Raw genomic sequence first — 12,914 nt, forward strand, 5'->3', positions numbered from 1 at the left:
GCTTACGCGATGACCTTAACGAGGTACGAGACCTTGTTGATCATGCCGCGGACCGCCGGCGTGTCCTGCAGCTCGCTAACCGAGTTGAGTCGGCGCAGGCCCAGGCCACGCACGGTCGCGCGGTGCGATTCGCGGGTCCCGATCAGGCTCTTGACGAGCTGAACCTTGACAGTTTTTTCAGACATGGTGACCACCCGGGCTTAGCCCAAAATATCTTCGACGGACTTGCCGCGCTTCGCCGCGATGTCTGCCGGGGTCGACTGCTTGCGCAGACCGTCCAGCGTGGCGCGAACGAGGTTGTACGGGTTCGTCGAACCGTGGCTCTTCGCCACGACGTTCTGAACGCCCATCACGTCGAACACTGCGCGCATCGGGCCGCCGGCGATCACACCCGTACCTGCCTTCGCCGGAGCGAGGAGGACAGCGGATGCGCCATGCTTGCCGTGCACTTCGTGTTGCAGCGTGCCGTTCTTGAGCGGCACCTTGAACATGTTGCGGCGAGCTTGTTCCATTGCCTTCTGGACAGCGACCGGCACTTCCTTCGCCTTGCCCTTGCCCATACCGATGCGGCCATCACCATCGCCAACCACGGTCAGTGCGGCGAAGCCGAGAATACGGCCACCCTTCACGACCTTGGTCACGCGATTGACCGAAATCATCTTTTCGCGAAGGCCGTCGTCGCGCTCGTCAGCCTGAACTTTCGCTTGCATCTTTGCCATGACGAATTCCTTCCTTAGAACTTGAGCCCAGCTTCGCGAGCTGCCTCAGCCAGCGCCTTGACGCGGCCGTGGTAGCGGAAGCCCGAGCGGTCGAAGGCGACGGATTCGATGCCGGCAGCCTTTGCCTTCTCGGCAATACGCTTGCCGATCAGCGTCGCGGCATTCACGTTGCCGCCCTTGCCCGACTTGTCGGCCAGTTCGGCACGCACTTCAGCTTCGAGCGTCGACGCGCTGGCGAGCACCTTGGTGCCGCAGGGCGAGAACACTTGAGCGTAGATGTGCGTGTTCGTGCGATGCACGGCGAGACGCGCGACCTGCAGCTCAGCGATCTTGATACGCGTCTGGCGAGCGCGGCGCAGGCGAGATTGAGTCTTATCCATGATTGCGCACCCTTACTTCTTCTTCGTTTCTTTGAGGATCACAACCTCGTCGGCATAACGCACGCCCTTGCCCTTGTAGGGCTCCGGCGGACGGTAACCGCGAACTTCCGCAGCTACTTGACCGACTTGTTGCTTGTTGATCCCCTTGATCACGATTTCGGTTTGCGTCGGGGTTTCAGCCTTGACGCCTTCCGGCATCTGGTGCACCACCGGGTGCGAGAAACCCAGCGACAGGTTCAGCTTGTCGCCTTGCGCTTGCGCACGGTAACCGACGCCAACCAGCGTCAGCTTGCGCTCGAAACCCTTGGTCACGCCGTGCACGGCATTCGCGATGATCGCGCGCATCGTGCCCGACAGTGCATTTGCTTCGCGGCTTTCGTCGACCGGCGCCAGATTCAGCGTGCCGTCGTTGTTCGCCACGTTCACGAGCGGATTGATCGCTTGCGTGATGGTGCCCAGCGGGCCCTTGACGGTGATAGCACCGTCGGCCAGCTTGACTTCCGCGCCTTGCAGCGCGATCGGGCTTTTACCTACTCGAGACATGTTTCTCTCTCCTCGGCTTTAAGCGACGTAGCAGATGACTTCGCCGCCGACGCCGGTAGCGCGCGCCTTGCGGTCGGTCATCACGCCCTTCGGCGTCGACACGATTGCCACACCGAGGCCATTCATGACCTGCGGAATGTCGTTACGGCCGCGGTACACGCGCAGACCAGGCTTCGACACGCGCTCGAGGCGTTCGATGACCGGGCGACCTGCGTAGTACTTCAGCGCGATATTCAGTTCGGACTTCGCACCTTCCGCCTTCACGGCGAAATCGTCGATATAGCCTTCGTCCTTCAGGACTTGCGCGATTGCAACCTTGACCTTCGACGAGGGCATCGCGACCGATACCTTCTCGACCATCTGCGCGTTGCGGATGCGAGTCAGCATATCGGCGATAGGATCACTCATGCTCATTTACGTTTCTCCTATTACCAGCTCGCCTTGGTCAGGCCAGGAATCTCGCCACGGAATGCGATTTCACGAATCTTGTTACGCGCGAGGCCGAATTTACGGAACGTGCCACGCGGACGGCCCGTGATCGCGCAGCGGTTACGCTGGCGGGTCGGGTTTGCGTTGCGGGGCAGTTGCTGCAGCTCCAGGCGTGCTTCGTAGCGCTCTTCTTCCGACTTGCTTTGGTCTTCGACGATCGCCTTCAGCGCTTCGCGCTTTGCTGCGAACTTCGCGACCAGGCGGGCGCGCTTCTTTTCACGTTCGATCAGTGCCAGTTTAGCCACGGTAACCTCAGTTTCTGAACGGGAACTTGAAGCTGGCGAGCAGAGCCTTTGCTTCGTCGTCGGTCTTCGCAGTCGTCGTGATGCTGATGTTCAGCCCACGCAGTGCGTCGATCTTGTCGTAGTCGATTTCGGGGAAAATGATCTGCTCTTTCACACCGATGTTGTAGTTGCCACGGCCATCGAAAGCACGACCCGACACACCGCGGAAGTCACGCACGCGGGGCAGGGCGACCGTCACGAAACGGTCGAGGAATTCGTACATCGCGCGGCCACGCAGCGTCACCATCGCGCCGATGGGGTAACCCTGGCGGATCTTGAAGCCTGCGATTGCCTTGCGGGCCTTCGTGACGACCGGCTTCTGGCCGGCGATCTTCGTGAGGTCGCCAACGGCGTTCTCGATGATCTTCTTGTCAGCGATCGCTTCGCCAAGACCCATATTCAGCGTGATCTTGGTGATGCGCGGCACTTCCATGACCGACTTGTAACCGAACTTCTCGATCAGGCCGGGCACAACCTTTTCTTTGTAAAACTCTTGAAAACGAGCCATTTTTTACTCCGCTGCGTCAGGCGCTCAGTACGGCACCGGTCGTCTTCAGGAAGCGAACCTTCTTGCCTTCCTCGACCTTGATGCCAACACGCGACGCCTTGCCATTCGCGTCGACCAGTGCGACGTTCGAAATATGCAGGGGCATCGTCTTCGCTTCCACGCCGCCCGTCGTACCCTTCATCGGGTTCGGCTTCACATGCTTCTTGACGAGGTTGATACCCTCGACCGTCACATGTTCAGCACCGACAGCCAGCACGACGCCGCGCTTGCCCTTGTCCTTACCAGTGACGACGATGACTTCGTCACCTTTGCGAATCTTGTTCATCGCGACTCCTTACAGCACTTCCGGCGCCAGCGAAACGATCTTCATGAATCGTTCGCTACGCAGCTCACGCGTCACCGGCCCGAAGATACGGGTGCCGATCGGCTCGAGCTTGTTATTCAAAAGCACAGCGGCGTTGCCGTCGAACTTGATCAGCGAGCCGTCTTGACGGCGCACGCCCTTGGCGGTGCGGACCACCACGGCGTTGTAAATTTCGCCTTTCTTCACGCGCCCGCGCGGCGTTGCCTCTTTGACGCTCACCTTGATGATGTCGCCAATGCCGGCATAACGACGCTTCGAGCCGCCGAGCACCTTGATGCACAGGACTTCACGTGCACCCGTGTTGTCGGCTACTTCGAGCCGAGATTCGGTCTGGATCATGGTTTGTCTTTCCCAACTTAATCCGGATGCACCACCATGATGCATTCGGTCAGTCTTGGTCCCGTCAGCCAATCGGCTGCTTGGGTTGGAACAGCAGCGACGGCAAACGAAACCCGCCATCGCAATTCGGTGAATCTTTCGGACAGGCTGGCGCCAGTCCGCTTCCCCCACCAACTTCGCCCGCGACGGGGCTCCCATAAAGAGGGAAGACCAGGATTATAACAAATAATCCTGGTCCCGCAAGCAAAAACTTTGCGATTTCAAGCACTTCGTGAAGAAGTGCCTGTTACTGCCTACTACGCTGCCCGCTTAGATGACGCGAGCGGCTTCGACGAGGCGCGACACCGTCCAGGCCTTCGTCTTCGAAACAGGACGCGTTTCCTGGATTTCGACGAGATCGCCTTCGTTGTAGGTGTTCGCTTCATCGTGCGCGTGGTACTTCTTCGAACGCACGACATACTTGCCGTAGATCGGATGCTTGACGCGGTGCTCGATCAGCACGGTGACGGTCTTGTCCATCTTGTTGCTGACGACCCGACCGACCAGCGTCCGCTTCAGCGAGGTTTTCACGCTATCGTTCATTTCTGGTTCGCCTTCTGAGTCATGACGGTCCGCACACGTGCGATGTCGCGACGAACCTTCTTCAGCTGGCTCGTGTTCGTGAGCTGCTGGGTCGCGAGTTGCATGCGCAGGCCGAATTGCGCCTTCAGCAGGTCCGCCAGCTCCTTGTTGAGCGCGGCCTGGTCTTTCTGGAGAAGTTCGGAAGCCTTCATGTTTTCTCCTTAGGCGCCGAGCTGGCGCACGATGAATGCCGTCTTGAGCGGCAGCTTGGCTGCAGCCAGACGGAACGCTTCGCGTGCCAGTTCTTCGGTTACGCCGTCCATTTCATAGAGCATCTTGCCCGGCTGAATCTCGGCGACGTAGTACTCCGGGTTACCCTTACCGTTACCCATACGCACTTCGGCCGGCTTCTGCGAAATCGGCTTGTCCGGGAAGATCCGGATCCAGATGCGGCCGCCACGCTTGATGTGACGCGTCATTGCACGACGCGCCGCTTCAATCTGACGTGCGGTCAAACGACCGCGACCGATCGCCTTCAGGCCGAATTCACCGAACGACACTGCGTTGCCGCGCGTCGCCTTGCCGGTGTTACGACCCTTCTGCTCTTTACGATACTTTCTGCGTTTCGGTTGCAGCATCGTTATTCTCCAGTCTTGCCGTCTTCGGGCTTGCCGGCGCCACGGCGCGGTGCGCCACGACGAGCACCCGGAGCGCCGCCTTCGCCGTCACGGCGCGGACGACGGTCGCCCGGACGCGCATTGCGACGCGGACGCTTGTCTTCGGCTACTTCTTCCACCACCGGTGCGTCGTTGCGGCCGAGCGTATCGCCCTTGTAGACCCACACCTTGACGCCGATGATCCCGTAAGTCGTCTTCGCTTCCGAAGTCGCGTAGTCGATATCAGCACGCAGCGTGTGAAGCGGCACGCGACCTTCGCGATACCACTCCGTACGAGCGATTTCGATACCGTTCAGACGGCCTGCGCTCATGATCTTGATGCCTTGGGCACCCAGACGCATCGCGTTCTGCATCGCACGCTTCATCGCGCGACGGAACATGATCCGGCGCTCGAGCTGTTGCGTGATCGAGTCAGCGATCAGCTGAGCATCGGTTTCCGGCTTGCGGATTTCCTCGATGTTGACGTGAACCGGCACGCCCATGCGGCGTTGCAGTTCCGTCTTCAGCTGTTCGATATCCTCGCCCTTCTTGCCGATGACCACGCCCGGACGCGAGCTGTAAATCGTGATGCGCGCGTTCTTGGCCGGACGCTCGATGACGACCCGACCGACCGAAGCGTTCTTCAGCTTCTTCTTCAGGTATTCACGAACACCGATGTCTTCCTGCAGCATCGCCGCGAAATTGTTGTTGTTCGCGTACCAACGCGAAGCCCAATTGCGGCTGACAGCCAGGCGGAAGCCAGTCGGATGAATTTTCTGTCCCATCGTATGGCTCCTTAATTCCCGACCGTCACAGTGATGTGACAGGATTGCTTCTCGATGCGGTTACCGCGGCCCTTGGCGCGCGCGGTGAAACGCTTGAGCGATGCAGCCTTGTCGACGTAGATGCTCGTGATCTTGAGCTCGTCGATATCAGCGCCTTCGTTGTGCTCCGCATTCGCGATTGCCGACAGCACAACCTTCTTCACGATGCCAGCCGCCTTCTTCGGCGAGAACGTCAGAACGTTCAGCGCCTTGTCGACCGGCAAACCGCGGATCTGGTCAGCCACAAGGCGCGTTTTCTGCGCCGAGATGCGGGCACCGCGATGAATTGCTTTCACTTCCATCTTGATTGCCCCTTATTTCTTGGCCTTCTTGTCGGCTGCGTGACCCTTGAACGTACGGGTCAGTGCGAACTCGCCAAGCTTGTGGCCGACCATGTTTTCCGAGATGTACACCGGAACGTGTTGACGGCCGTTGTGAACAGCGATCGTCAGGCCGATGAAATCCGGCAGAATCGTCGAGCGACGCGACCAGGTCTTGATCGGCTTTTTGTCGCGCGAAGCTGCAGCCGCCTCAACTTTCTTCAGCAAATGGGCGTCGCAGAACGGACCTTTTTTAACAGAACGTGCCATTGCCTACTCCTTAACGCTTGTGACGGCGCTGGACGATCATCGTCGTCGTGCGCTTGTTGCTGCGGGTGCGGTAACCCTTAGCCGGCGTACCCCACGGGCTCACCGGGTCGCGACCTGCAGCCGTCTTGCCCTCACCACCACCGTGCGGGTGATCGACCGGGTTCATCGCAACGCCACGCACCGTCGGGCGGATACCGCGCCAGCGGTTCGCGCCAGCCTTGCCGATCTGGCGCAGGCTATGCTCTTCGTTGCCGACTTCACCGATCGTTGCACGGCACTCGATGTGCACGCGGCGGATTTCGCCCGAACGCAGACGAACCTGCGCGTAGACGCCTTCACGCGCCAGCAGCATGGCCGACGTGCCAGCCGAACGCGCCATTTGCGCGCCCTTGCCCGGCAGCATCTCGATGCAGTGGATCGTCGTACCGACCGGAATGTTGCGGATCGGCAGCGTGTTGCCTGCACGGATCGGCGCTTCCGAACCCGACATCAGCTGTTGGCCGACGGTCAGGCCCTTCGGGGCGATGATGTAGCGACGTTCGCCGTCTGCGTAGAGCACCAGCGCGATGTTCGCGCTGCGGTTCGGGTCGTACTCGAGACGCTCGACCTTTGCCGGGATGCCATCCTTCGTGCGACGGAAATCGACGATACGATAGTGCTGCTTGTGACCACCACCCTTGTGACGCGTGGTGATACGACCGTTGTTGTTACGGCCGGCGGTCGAGCTCTGCGAGTCGAGCAGTGCCGCGAACGGCTTGCCCTGGTGCAGGTTCTTGTTGACCACCTTGACCATCGCGCGGCGACCCGGCGATGTCGGCTTAACTTTAACGATTGCCATGATTACTTGGCCTCCGCTTCAAAGTTGATTTCCTGGCCGGGCTTCAGGCAAACGTACGCCTTCTTCACGTCCTTGCGGCGGCCCATCGAACGGCCGAAGCGCTTTTGCTTGCCCTTCTGAACCAGCACGTTGACCGAATCAACTTCAACCTTGAACAGCAGCTCGACAGCCGCCTTCACTTCCTGCTTCGTGGCATCCGGTGCGACTTCGAACACGACTTGCTCGTTCTTGTCGGCAACCAGCGTCGCCTTTTCCGAGATCACCGGTGCGAGCAGGACCTGCATCAAACGATGATCGTTCTTGCGAATCTCGCTCATGACAGCAACTCCTCGATCTGGGCGACCGCAGCCTTCGTGACCAGCACTTTCTTGAAGTAGATCAGCGACAGCGGGTCAGCGTAGCGCGGCTCGACAATTGCCACGTGCGGCAGGTTGCGCGATGCCAGGTACAGGTTTTCGTCAACCGTGTCGGTGATGATCAGCACGGAGTCGAGACCCATGGTCTTGAATTTGTCGGCCAGCAGCTTGGTCTTCGGCGCTTCGAGGATGATGTCCTCGACGACCGACAGACGGCCTTCACGGGCCAGCTGCGAGAAGATCGAGCAGAGACCTGCGCGATGCATCTTCTTGTTGACCTTGTGCGAGAAGTTTTCTTCCGGCGAATTCGGGAAGATACGACCACCGCCACGCCACAACGGGCTCGACGACATACCGGCACGAGCGCGGCCCGTACCCTTCTGGCGCCACGGCTTCTTGGTCGTGTGCTTGACTTGCTCACGGTCCTTCTGTGCGCGGTTACCCTGGCGAGCATTCGCCTGGTAAGCGACGACGACCTGGTGGATCAGCGCTTCGTTGTAGTCACGACCGAACACGACGTCCGATGCGTTGACCACTGCACCTTCCTGACCATTTTCGTTCAGGAGCTTGAGTTCCATTATTTCGCCCCCTTGGTCTTGACGGCCGGCGTCACGAAGACCTTGCCGCCCTTCGCGCCCGGAATCGCACCCTTCACGAGCAGCAGCTTGCGCTCTGCGTCGATACGAGCGATTTCGAGGTTCTGCACCGTCACCGTCACGTCACCCATGTGACCCGTCATGCGTTTACCCGGGAAAACACGACCCGGATCCTGCGCCATACCGATCGAGCCCGGCACGTTGTGCGAGCGCGAGTTACCGTGCGTGGCACGGCCGGAGGAGAAGTTGTAACGCTTGATCGTACCGGCGTAGCCCTTACCGATCGACACGCCTTGCACGTCGACCTTCTGGCCCACTTCGAAAAGATCTGCACCGACCACGGCGCCATTCGACAGCTCGGCTGCCTTGGCCGCGTCAATGCGGAATTCCTTGAGGATTTCACCGGCTTCGACACCGGCTTTGGCGAGATGACCTGCCAGCGGCTTCGTCACGCGCGATGCGCGGCGGGAGCCGAATGCAACCTGCACGGCCGTGTAGCCGTCGGTTTCAACAGTCTTGATCTGCGTCACGCGGTTGTCCGACACGTCCAGCACGGTGACGGGAATCGAATCCCCTTCAGCCGTGAAGATACGGGTCATGCCAACCTTGCGACCTACGAGTCCAAGGCTCATCATTTTCTCCATTCCCGACTGCGATTGGTCGGGGCTGATTTACAAAATGCCGGGCACGCAAGGCCCAACTTTTTTACGCGAATACGCGAAAAGCCAAGCAGTATAGCCCGACTTCTCGATTTCCGCAAGCAATACAAAGACTTAGCACCACCGGACAAGCCGGACGGCGCCGGAAGCCTTACTGCAGCTTGATTTCCACGTCGACGCCAGCCGGCAGATCGAGCTTCATCAGCGCGTCAACGGTCTTGTCCGTCGGGTCGACGATGTCCATCAGGCGCTGGTGGGTGCGGATTTCGAGCTGATCGCGCGACGTCTTGTTGACGTGCGGCGAACGCAGGATGTCAAAACGCTGAATGCGCGTCGGCAGCGGCACCGGGCCACGGACGATTGCGCCAGTCCGCTTCGCGGTATCGACGATTTCGGCAGCCGATTGATCGATCAGACGATAGTCGAATGCCTTCAGGCGAATGCGGATTTTCTGTTGCTGCATGACAATTCCTTGAAAGAGCGAGGCGATGTTGCATCGCCGGACACTAAAAGAACGTGAAACATGACGCCAGCGGGGAGCGAAGCATCAGGTTCCGGACGGTACTTCCACTGCTAAGCCCGCGATTCTACACGAAATTTCGAAGCCGTGTTGCGTGTTTGTCGGTGCGCGCAACGCGCCGCCGGAAAAACAAAACCGGGCGCCAGCGCAAGCTGGACACCCGGTTTCGACGGTACAACCGCGTACCGCGGGAATCGCGGACCCCGTCGGGATCCGCGGATCGTCGATATTACTCGATGATCTTGGCGACGACGCCGGCGCCGACGGTACGGCCGCCTTCGCGAATCGCGAAGCGCAGACCTTCTTCCATCGCGATCGGAGCGATCAGCTTCACCGTGATCGACACGTTGTCGCCCGGCATCACCATTTCCTTGTCCTTCGGCAGCTCGATCGAGCCCGTCACGTCCGTCGTACGGAAGTAGAACTGCGGACGGTAGTTGTTGAAGAACGGCGTGTGACGGCCGCCTTCGTCCTTGCTCAGCACGTACACTTCAGCCGTGAAGTGCGTGTGCGGCGTGATCGAACCCGGCTTCGCCAGAACCTGGCCGCGCTCCACGTCTTCACGCTTCGTGCCGCGCAGCAGGATACCGACGTTGTCGCCTGCCTGACCCTGGTCCAGCAGCTTGCGGAACATTTCAACGCCCGTGCAGGTCGTCTTCACCGTCGGCTTGATACCGACGATTTCGATTTCCTCGCCGACCTTCACGATGCCGCGCTCCACACGACCCGTCACCACCGTACCACGACCCGAGATCGAGAACACGTCTTCCACCGGCATCAGGAACGCGCCGTCAACTGCACGCTCCGGCGTCGGGATGTACGTGTCCAGCGCGTCGGCCAGGCTCATGATCGCCACTTCGCCCAGCTCGCCCGTGTCGCCTTCCAGCGCCAGCTTCGCCGAACCCTTCACGATCGGCGTGTCGTCGCCCGGGAAGTCGTACTTCGACAGGAGCTCGCGAACTTCCATCTCGACCAGCTCGAGCAGTTCCGCGTCGTCCACCATGTCGCACTTGTTCAGGAACACGATGATGTACGGAACGCCAACCTGACGGGCCAGCAGGATGTGCTCGCGCGTTTGCGGCATCGGGCCGTCTGCTGCCGAGCAAACCAGGATCGCGCCGTCCATCTGCGCTGCGCCCGTGATCATGTTCTTCACATAGTCAGCGTGGCCCGGGCAGTCGACGTGAGCGTAGTGGCGGTTAGCCGTTTCGTACTCGACGTGTGCCGTATTGATCGTGATGCCGCGCGCCTTTTCTTCCGGTGCCGCGTCGATCTGGTCGTATGCCTTCGCTTCGCCGCCGAACTTCTTCGTCAGAACCGTCGTGATCGCTGCCGTCAGCGTCGTCTTGCCGTGGTCAACGTGACCAATCGTACCAACGTTCACGTGCGGCTTGGTCCGCTCAAATTTACCTTTTGCCATGATTCTCTTCTTTCAAAAAATAATCGATTGGTAGCTACGAATTTACTTCGACTTCGCGCTGATGATCGCTTCGGCAACGTTGCGCGGAGCTTCAGCGTAGTGCTTGAACTCCATCGTGTACGTTGCACGACCTTGCGTCAGCGAGCGCAGCGACGTCGAGTAACCGAACATTTCCGACAGCGGCACTTCGGCGCGCACGATCTTGCCGCCGCCAACCATGTCTTCCATGCCCTGGACGATACCGCGACGGCCCGACAGGTCGCCCATCACGTTGCCCATGTAGTCTTCCGGCGTCTCGACTTCGACAGCCATCATCGGCTCGAGGACGACCGGGTTCGCCTTGCGCATCGCTTCCTTGAACGCCATCGAACCGGCCATGCGGAACGCGTTTTCGTTCGAGTCAACGTCGTGGTACGAACCGAACGTCAGGTGAACCTTCACGTCGACGACCGGGAAGCCAGCCAGCACGCCCGACTTCAGCGTGTCCTGGATACCCTTGTCGACCGCCGGGATGTATTCACGCGGAATCACACCACCCTTGATCTCGTCGAAGAACTCGTAGCCCTTGCCTTGTTCGTTCGGCTCGAGCGTGATGACCGCGTGACCGTACTGGCCGCGACCACCCGACTGCTTGACGAACTTGCCATCGACATCCTTCGCCGTCGAACGAATCGTTTCGCGGTAAGCAACCTGCGGCTTGCCGACGGTGGCTTCCACGCCGAATTCACGCTTCATCCGGTCGACCAGAATTTCGAGGTGAAGCTCGCCCATGCCCGAAATGATGGTCTGGCCCGACTCTTCGTCGGTCTGCACGCGGAACGACGGGTCTTCCTGAGCCAGACGGTTCAGTGCGAGGCCCATCTTTTCCTGGTCAGCCTTGGTCTTCGGCTCGACCGCCTGCGAAATCACCGGCTCCGGGAACACCATGCGTTCGAGAACGATCGGGTTCGCCGGGTCGCACAGCGTGTCGCCCGTGGTTGCTTCCTTCAGGCCGACCGCGGCAGCGATGTCGCCTGCGCGGACTTCCTTGATTTCTTCACGCTGGTTCGCGTGCATCTGCAGAATACGGCCGAGGCGTTCCTTCTTGCCCTTGGTCGAGTTCAGCAGCGTGTCGCCCGAGTTGACGACGCCCGAGTACACACGGAAGAAGATCAGCTGGCCGACGAACGGGTCGGTCATGATCTTGAACGCGAGCGACGAGAACTTCTCTTCGTCCGATGCCTTGCGCTCTGCTGCTTCGCCGTTTTCGAGTTCGCCCTTGACCGGCGGAATGTCGACCGGCGACGGCAGGAAATCGATCACGGCGTCGAGCATACGTTGCACGCCCTTGTTCTTGAACGCGGTACCGCACAGCATCGGCTGGATTTCGCACGCGATCGTACGATCACGCAGCGCCTTGACGATGTCGGCTTCCGGCAGATCGCCTTCTTCCAGGTACTTGTTCATCAGGTCTTCGCTGGCTTCGGCAGCCACTTCGACCATCTTTTCGCGCCATTCCTTGCAGGTCTCCGCGAGCTCGGCCGGGATGTCGACGTAGTCGAACTTCGTGCCTTGCGACGCTTCGTCCCACACGATCGCCTTCATCTTGATCAGGTCGACGACGCCCTTGAAGTTTTCTTCCGCGCCGATCGGCACCACGACCGGAACCGGGTTTGCCTTCAGGCGCAGACGGAGCTGGTCGTAGACCTTGAAGAAGTTCGCGCCGGTACGGTCCATCTTGTTGACGAACGCGAGACGCGGCACCTTGTACTTGTTCGCCTGACGCCACACCGTTTCCGACTGCGGCTGCACGCCGCCCACTGCGCAGTACACCATGCACGCGCCGTCGAGCACGCGCATCGAACGCTCCACTTCGATCGTGAAGTCGACGTGCCCCGGGGTGTCGATGATGTTGATGCGGTGTTCCGGATAGTTGCCGCCCATGCCCTTCCAGAAGGCCGTGGTAGCAGCGGACGTGATCGTGATGCCACGTTCCTGTTCCTGCTCCATCCAGTCCATCGTGGCTGCGCCGTCGTGGACTTCACCGATCTTGTGGTTCACACCGGTGTAAAACAGAATGCGCTCGGTCGTCGTCGTTTTGCCGGCGTCGATGTGAGCGCTAATACCGATATTGCGGTAGCGCTCGATAGGAGTCTTGCGAGCCACTTTGATCCTCTACTGGGATGACGTGATGCAGCCCTGCCGCATCACGCCTCAACACAAACGGGCGAGGCGCCTGAAAAGCGCACCCGCCCGGAATTTATTTCCGCAAACAGCCCAGCCAGGCGC

The 12,914-nt window shown here is 60.0% G+C and carries 22 protein-coding genes; all 22 read right to left on the minus strand.

Annotated features, from left to right (window positions below; all coding sequences use genetic code 11):
* Window positions 1-2: 2 nt before the first annotated feature.
* The 22 genes from rpmD to fusA all read right to left on the minus strand — a co-directional run bounded on the left by rpmD (window position 3) and on the right by fusA (window position 12,791).
* Window positions 3-185, minus strand: coding sequence for a 50S ribosomal protein L30 (rpmD, locus tag C4B30_RS16110; RefSeq protein WP_006400644.1), 183 nt, complete (start codon window positions 183-185; stop codon window positions 3-5).
* A 15-nt stretch (window positions 186-200) separates the two neighbouring features.
* Complete coding sequence (gene rpsE / locus C4B30_RS16115; protein WP_006752931.1) at window positions 201-719, minus strand: 30S ribosomal protein S5; 519 nt, start codon at window positions 717-719, stop codon at window positions 201-203.
* A gap of 14 nt (window positions 720-733) precedes the next feature.
* Window positions 734-1,099: a 50S ribosomal protein L18 gene (gene rplR / locus C4B30_RS16120; RefSeq protein WP_006477183.1), complete on the minus strand. Its 366-nt coding sequence runs from the start codon at window positions 1,097-1,099 to the stop codon at window positions 734-736.
* A gap of 12 nt (window positions 1,100-1,111) precedes the next feature.
* Window positions 1,112-1,642, minus strand: coding sequence for a 50S ribosomal protein L6 (rplF, locus tag C4B30_RS16125; RefSeq protein ID WP_027783304.1), 531 nt, complete (start codon window positions 1,640-1,642; stop codon window positions 1,112-1,114).
* An 18-nt stretch (window positions 1,643-1,660) separates the two neighbouring features.
* Window positions 1,661-2,056 (minus strand): 30S ribosomal protein S8, encoded by a 396-nt coding sequence (rpsH, locus tag C4B30_RS16130; protein ID WP_006477185.1) that lies wholly within the window; start codon window positions 2,054-2,056, stop codon window positions 1,661-1,663.
* Window positions 2,057-2,070: 14 nt separating this feature from the next.
* The gene (gene rpsN / locus C4B30_RS16135; protein ID WP_006482884.1) at window positions 2,071-2,376 is read right to left on the minus strand and encodes a 30S ribosomal protein S14; all 306 of its coding nucleotides are present in this window, start codon (window positions 2,374-2,376) and stop codon (window positions 2,071-2,073) included.
* A gap of 7 nt (window positions 2,377-2,383) precedes the next feature.
* Window positions 2,384-2,923: a 50S ribosomal protein L5 gene (gene rplE / locus C4B30_RS16140; RefSeq protein ID WP_006482882.1), complete on the minus strand. Its 540-nt coding sequence runs from the start codon at window positions 2,921-2,923 to the stop codon at window positions 2,384-2,386.
* Window positions 2,924-2,939: 16 nt separating this feature from the next.
* A complete protein-coding gene (gene rplX, locus C4B30_RS16145; RefSeq protein WP_006477187.1) occupies window positions 2,940-3,248 on the minus strand; it encodes a 50S ribosomal protein L24 in 309 nt (102 codons plus the stop codon).
* Window positions 3,249-3,257: 9 nt separating this feature from the next.
* Window positions 3,258-3,626, minus strand: a complete 369-nt coding sequence (gene rplN, locus C4B30_RS16150; protein WP_006482918.1) for a 50S ribosomal protein L14 — start codon at window positions 3,624-3,626, stop codon at window positions 3,258-3,260.
* A gap of 309 nt (window positions 3,627-3,935) precedes the next feature.
* Window positions 3,936-4,208, minus strand: coding sequence for a 30S ribosomal protein S17 (rpsQ, locus tag C4B30_RS16155; protein WP_006477189.1), 273 nt, complete (start codon window positions 4,206-4,208; stop codon window positions 3,936-3,938).
* Window positions 4,205-4,399, minus strand: a complete 195-nt coding sequence (rpmC, locus tag C4B30_RS16160) for a 50S ribosomal protein L29 (protein ID WP_006400652.1) — start codon at window positions 4,397-4,399, stop codon at window positions 4,205-4,207. Before rpmC ends, rpsQ begins: the two co-directional genes overlap by 4 nt.
* A 9-nt stretch (window positions 4,400-4,408) precedes the next feature.
* Window positions 4,409-4,825, minus strand: a complete 417-nt coding sequence (rplP, locus tag C4B30_RS16165) for a 50S ribosomal protein L16 (protein ID WP_006482873.1) — start codon at window positions 4,823-4,825, stop codon at window positions 4,409-4,411.
* 2 nt (window positions 4,826-4,827) lie between these two features.
* Window positions 4,828-5,628, minus strand: coding sequence for a 30S ribosomal protein S3 (rpsC, locus tag C4B30_RS16170; protein ID WP_006482899.1), 801 nt, complete (start codon window positions 5,626-5,628; stop codon window positions 4,828-4,830).
* 11 nt (window positions 5,629-5,639) lie between these two features.
* On the minus strand, window positions 5,640-5,969 hold the full coding sequence (rplV, locus tag C4B30_RS16175; protein WP_007730533.1) for a 50S ribosomal protein L22: 330 nt from the start codon (window positions 5,967-5,969) through the stop codon (window positions 5,640-5,642).
* Window positions 5,970-5,981: 12 nt separating this feature from the next.
* Window positions 5,982-6,257: a 30S ribosomal protein S19 gene (rpsS, locus tag C4B30_RS16180; protein WP_004199273.1), complete on the minus strand. Its 276-nt coding sequence runs from the start codon at window positions 6,255-6,257 to the stop codon at window positions 5,982-5,984.
* Between the two features lie 10 nt (window positions 6,258-6,267).
* The gene (gene rplB / locus C4B30_RS16185; RefSeq protein WP_006482900.1) at window positions 6,268-7,095 is read right to left on the minus strand and encodes a 50S ribosomal protein L2; all 828 of its coding nucleotides are present in this window, start codon (window positions 7,093-7,095) and stop codon (window positions 6,268-6,270) included.
* 2 nt (window positions 7,096-7,097) lie between these two features.
* Complete coding sequence (gene rplW, locus C4B30_RS16190) at window positions 7,098-7,412, minus strand: 50S ribosomal protein L23 (protein WP_004199275.1); 315 nt, start codon at window positions 7,410-7,412, stop codon at window positions 7,098-7,100.
* Window positions 7,409-8,029 carry a 50S ribosomal protein L4 gene (gene rplD / locus C4B30_RS16195; RefSeq protein ID WP_006477192.1) on the minus strand — a complete coding sequence of 207 codons (621 nt, stop codon included), beginning with the start codon at window positions 8,027-8,029 and terminating at the stop codon, window positions 7,409-7,411. Before rplD ends, rplW begins: the two co-directional genes overlap by 4 nt.
* On the minus strand, window positions 8,029-8,679 hold the full coding sequence (gene rplC, locus C4B30_RS16200) for a 50S ribosomal protein L3 (RefSeq protein ID WP_006482922.1): 651 nt from the start codon (window positions 8,677-8,679) through the stop codon (window positions 8,029-8,031). The genes rplD and rplC overlap by 1 nt, the downstream gene beginning before the upstream one ends.
* 178 nt (window positions 8,680-8,857) lie before the next feature.
* Window positions 8,858-9,169, minus strand: coding sequence for a 30S ribosomal protein S10 (gene rpsJ / locus C4B30_RS16205; RefSeq protein ID WP_004199280.1), 312 nt, complete (start codon window positions 9,167-9,169; stop codon window positions 8,858-8,860).
* 286 nt (window positions 9,170-9,455) lie between these two features.
* Window positions 9,456-10,646: an elongation factor Tu gene (gene tuf / locus C4B30_RS16210; protein ID WP_011350666.1), complete on the minus strand. Its 1,191-nt coding sequence runs from the start codon at window positions 10,644-10,646 to the stop codon at window positions 9,456-9,458.
* Between the two features lie 42 nt (window positions 10,647-10,688).
* The gene (gene fusA, locus C4B30_RS16215) at window positions 10,689-12,791 is read right to left on the minus strand and encodes an elongation factor G (protein ID WP_027783303.1); all 2,103 of its coding nucleotides are present in this window, start codon (window positions 12,789-12,791) and stop codon (window positions 10,689-10,691) included.
* Window positions 12,792-12,914: the final 123 nt, after the last annotated feature.

This window comes from Burkholderia sp. BE12, from assembly GCF_002959955.1.
GTDB lineage: Bacteria > Pseudomonadota > Gammaproteobacteria > Burkholderiales > Burkholderiaceae > Burkholderia.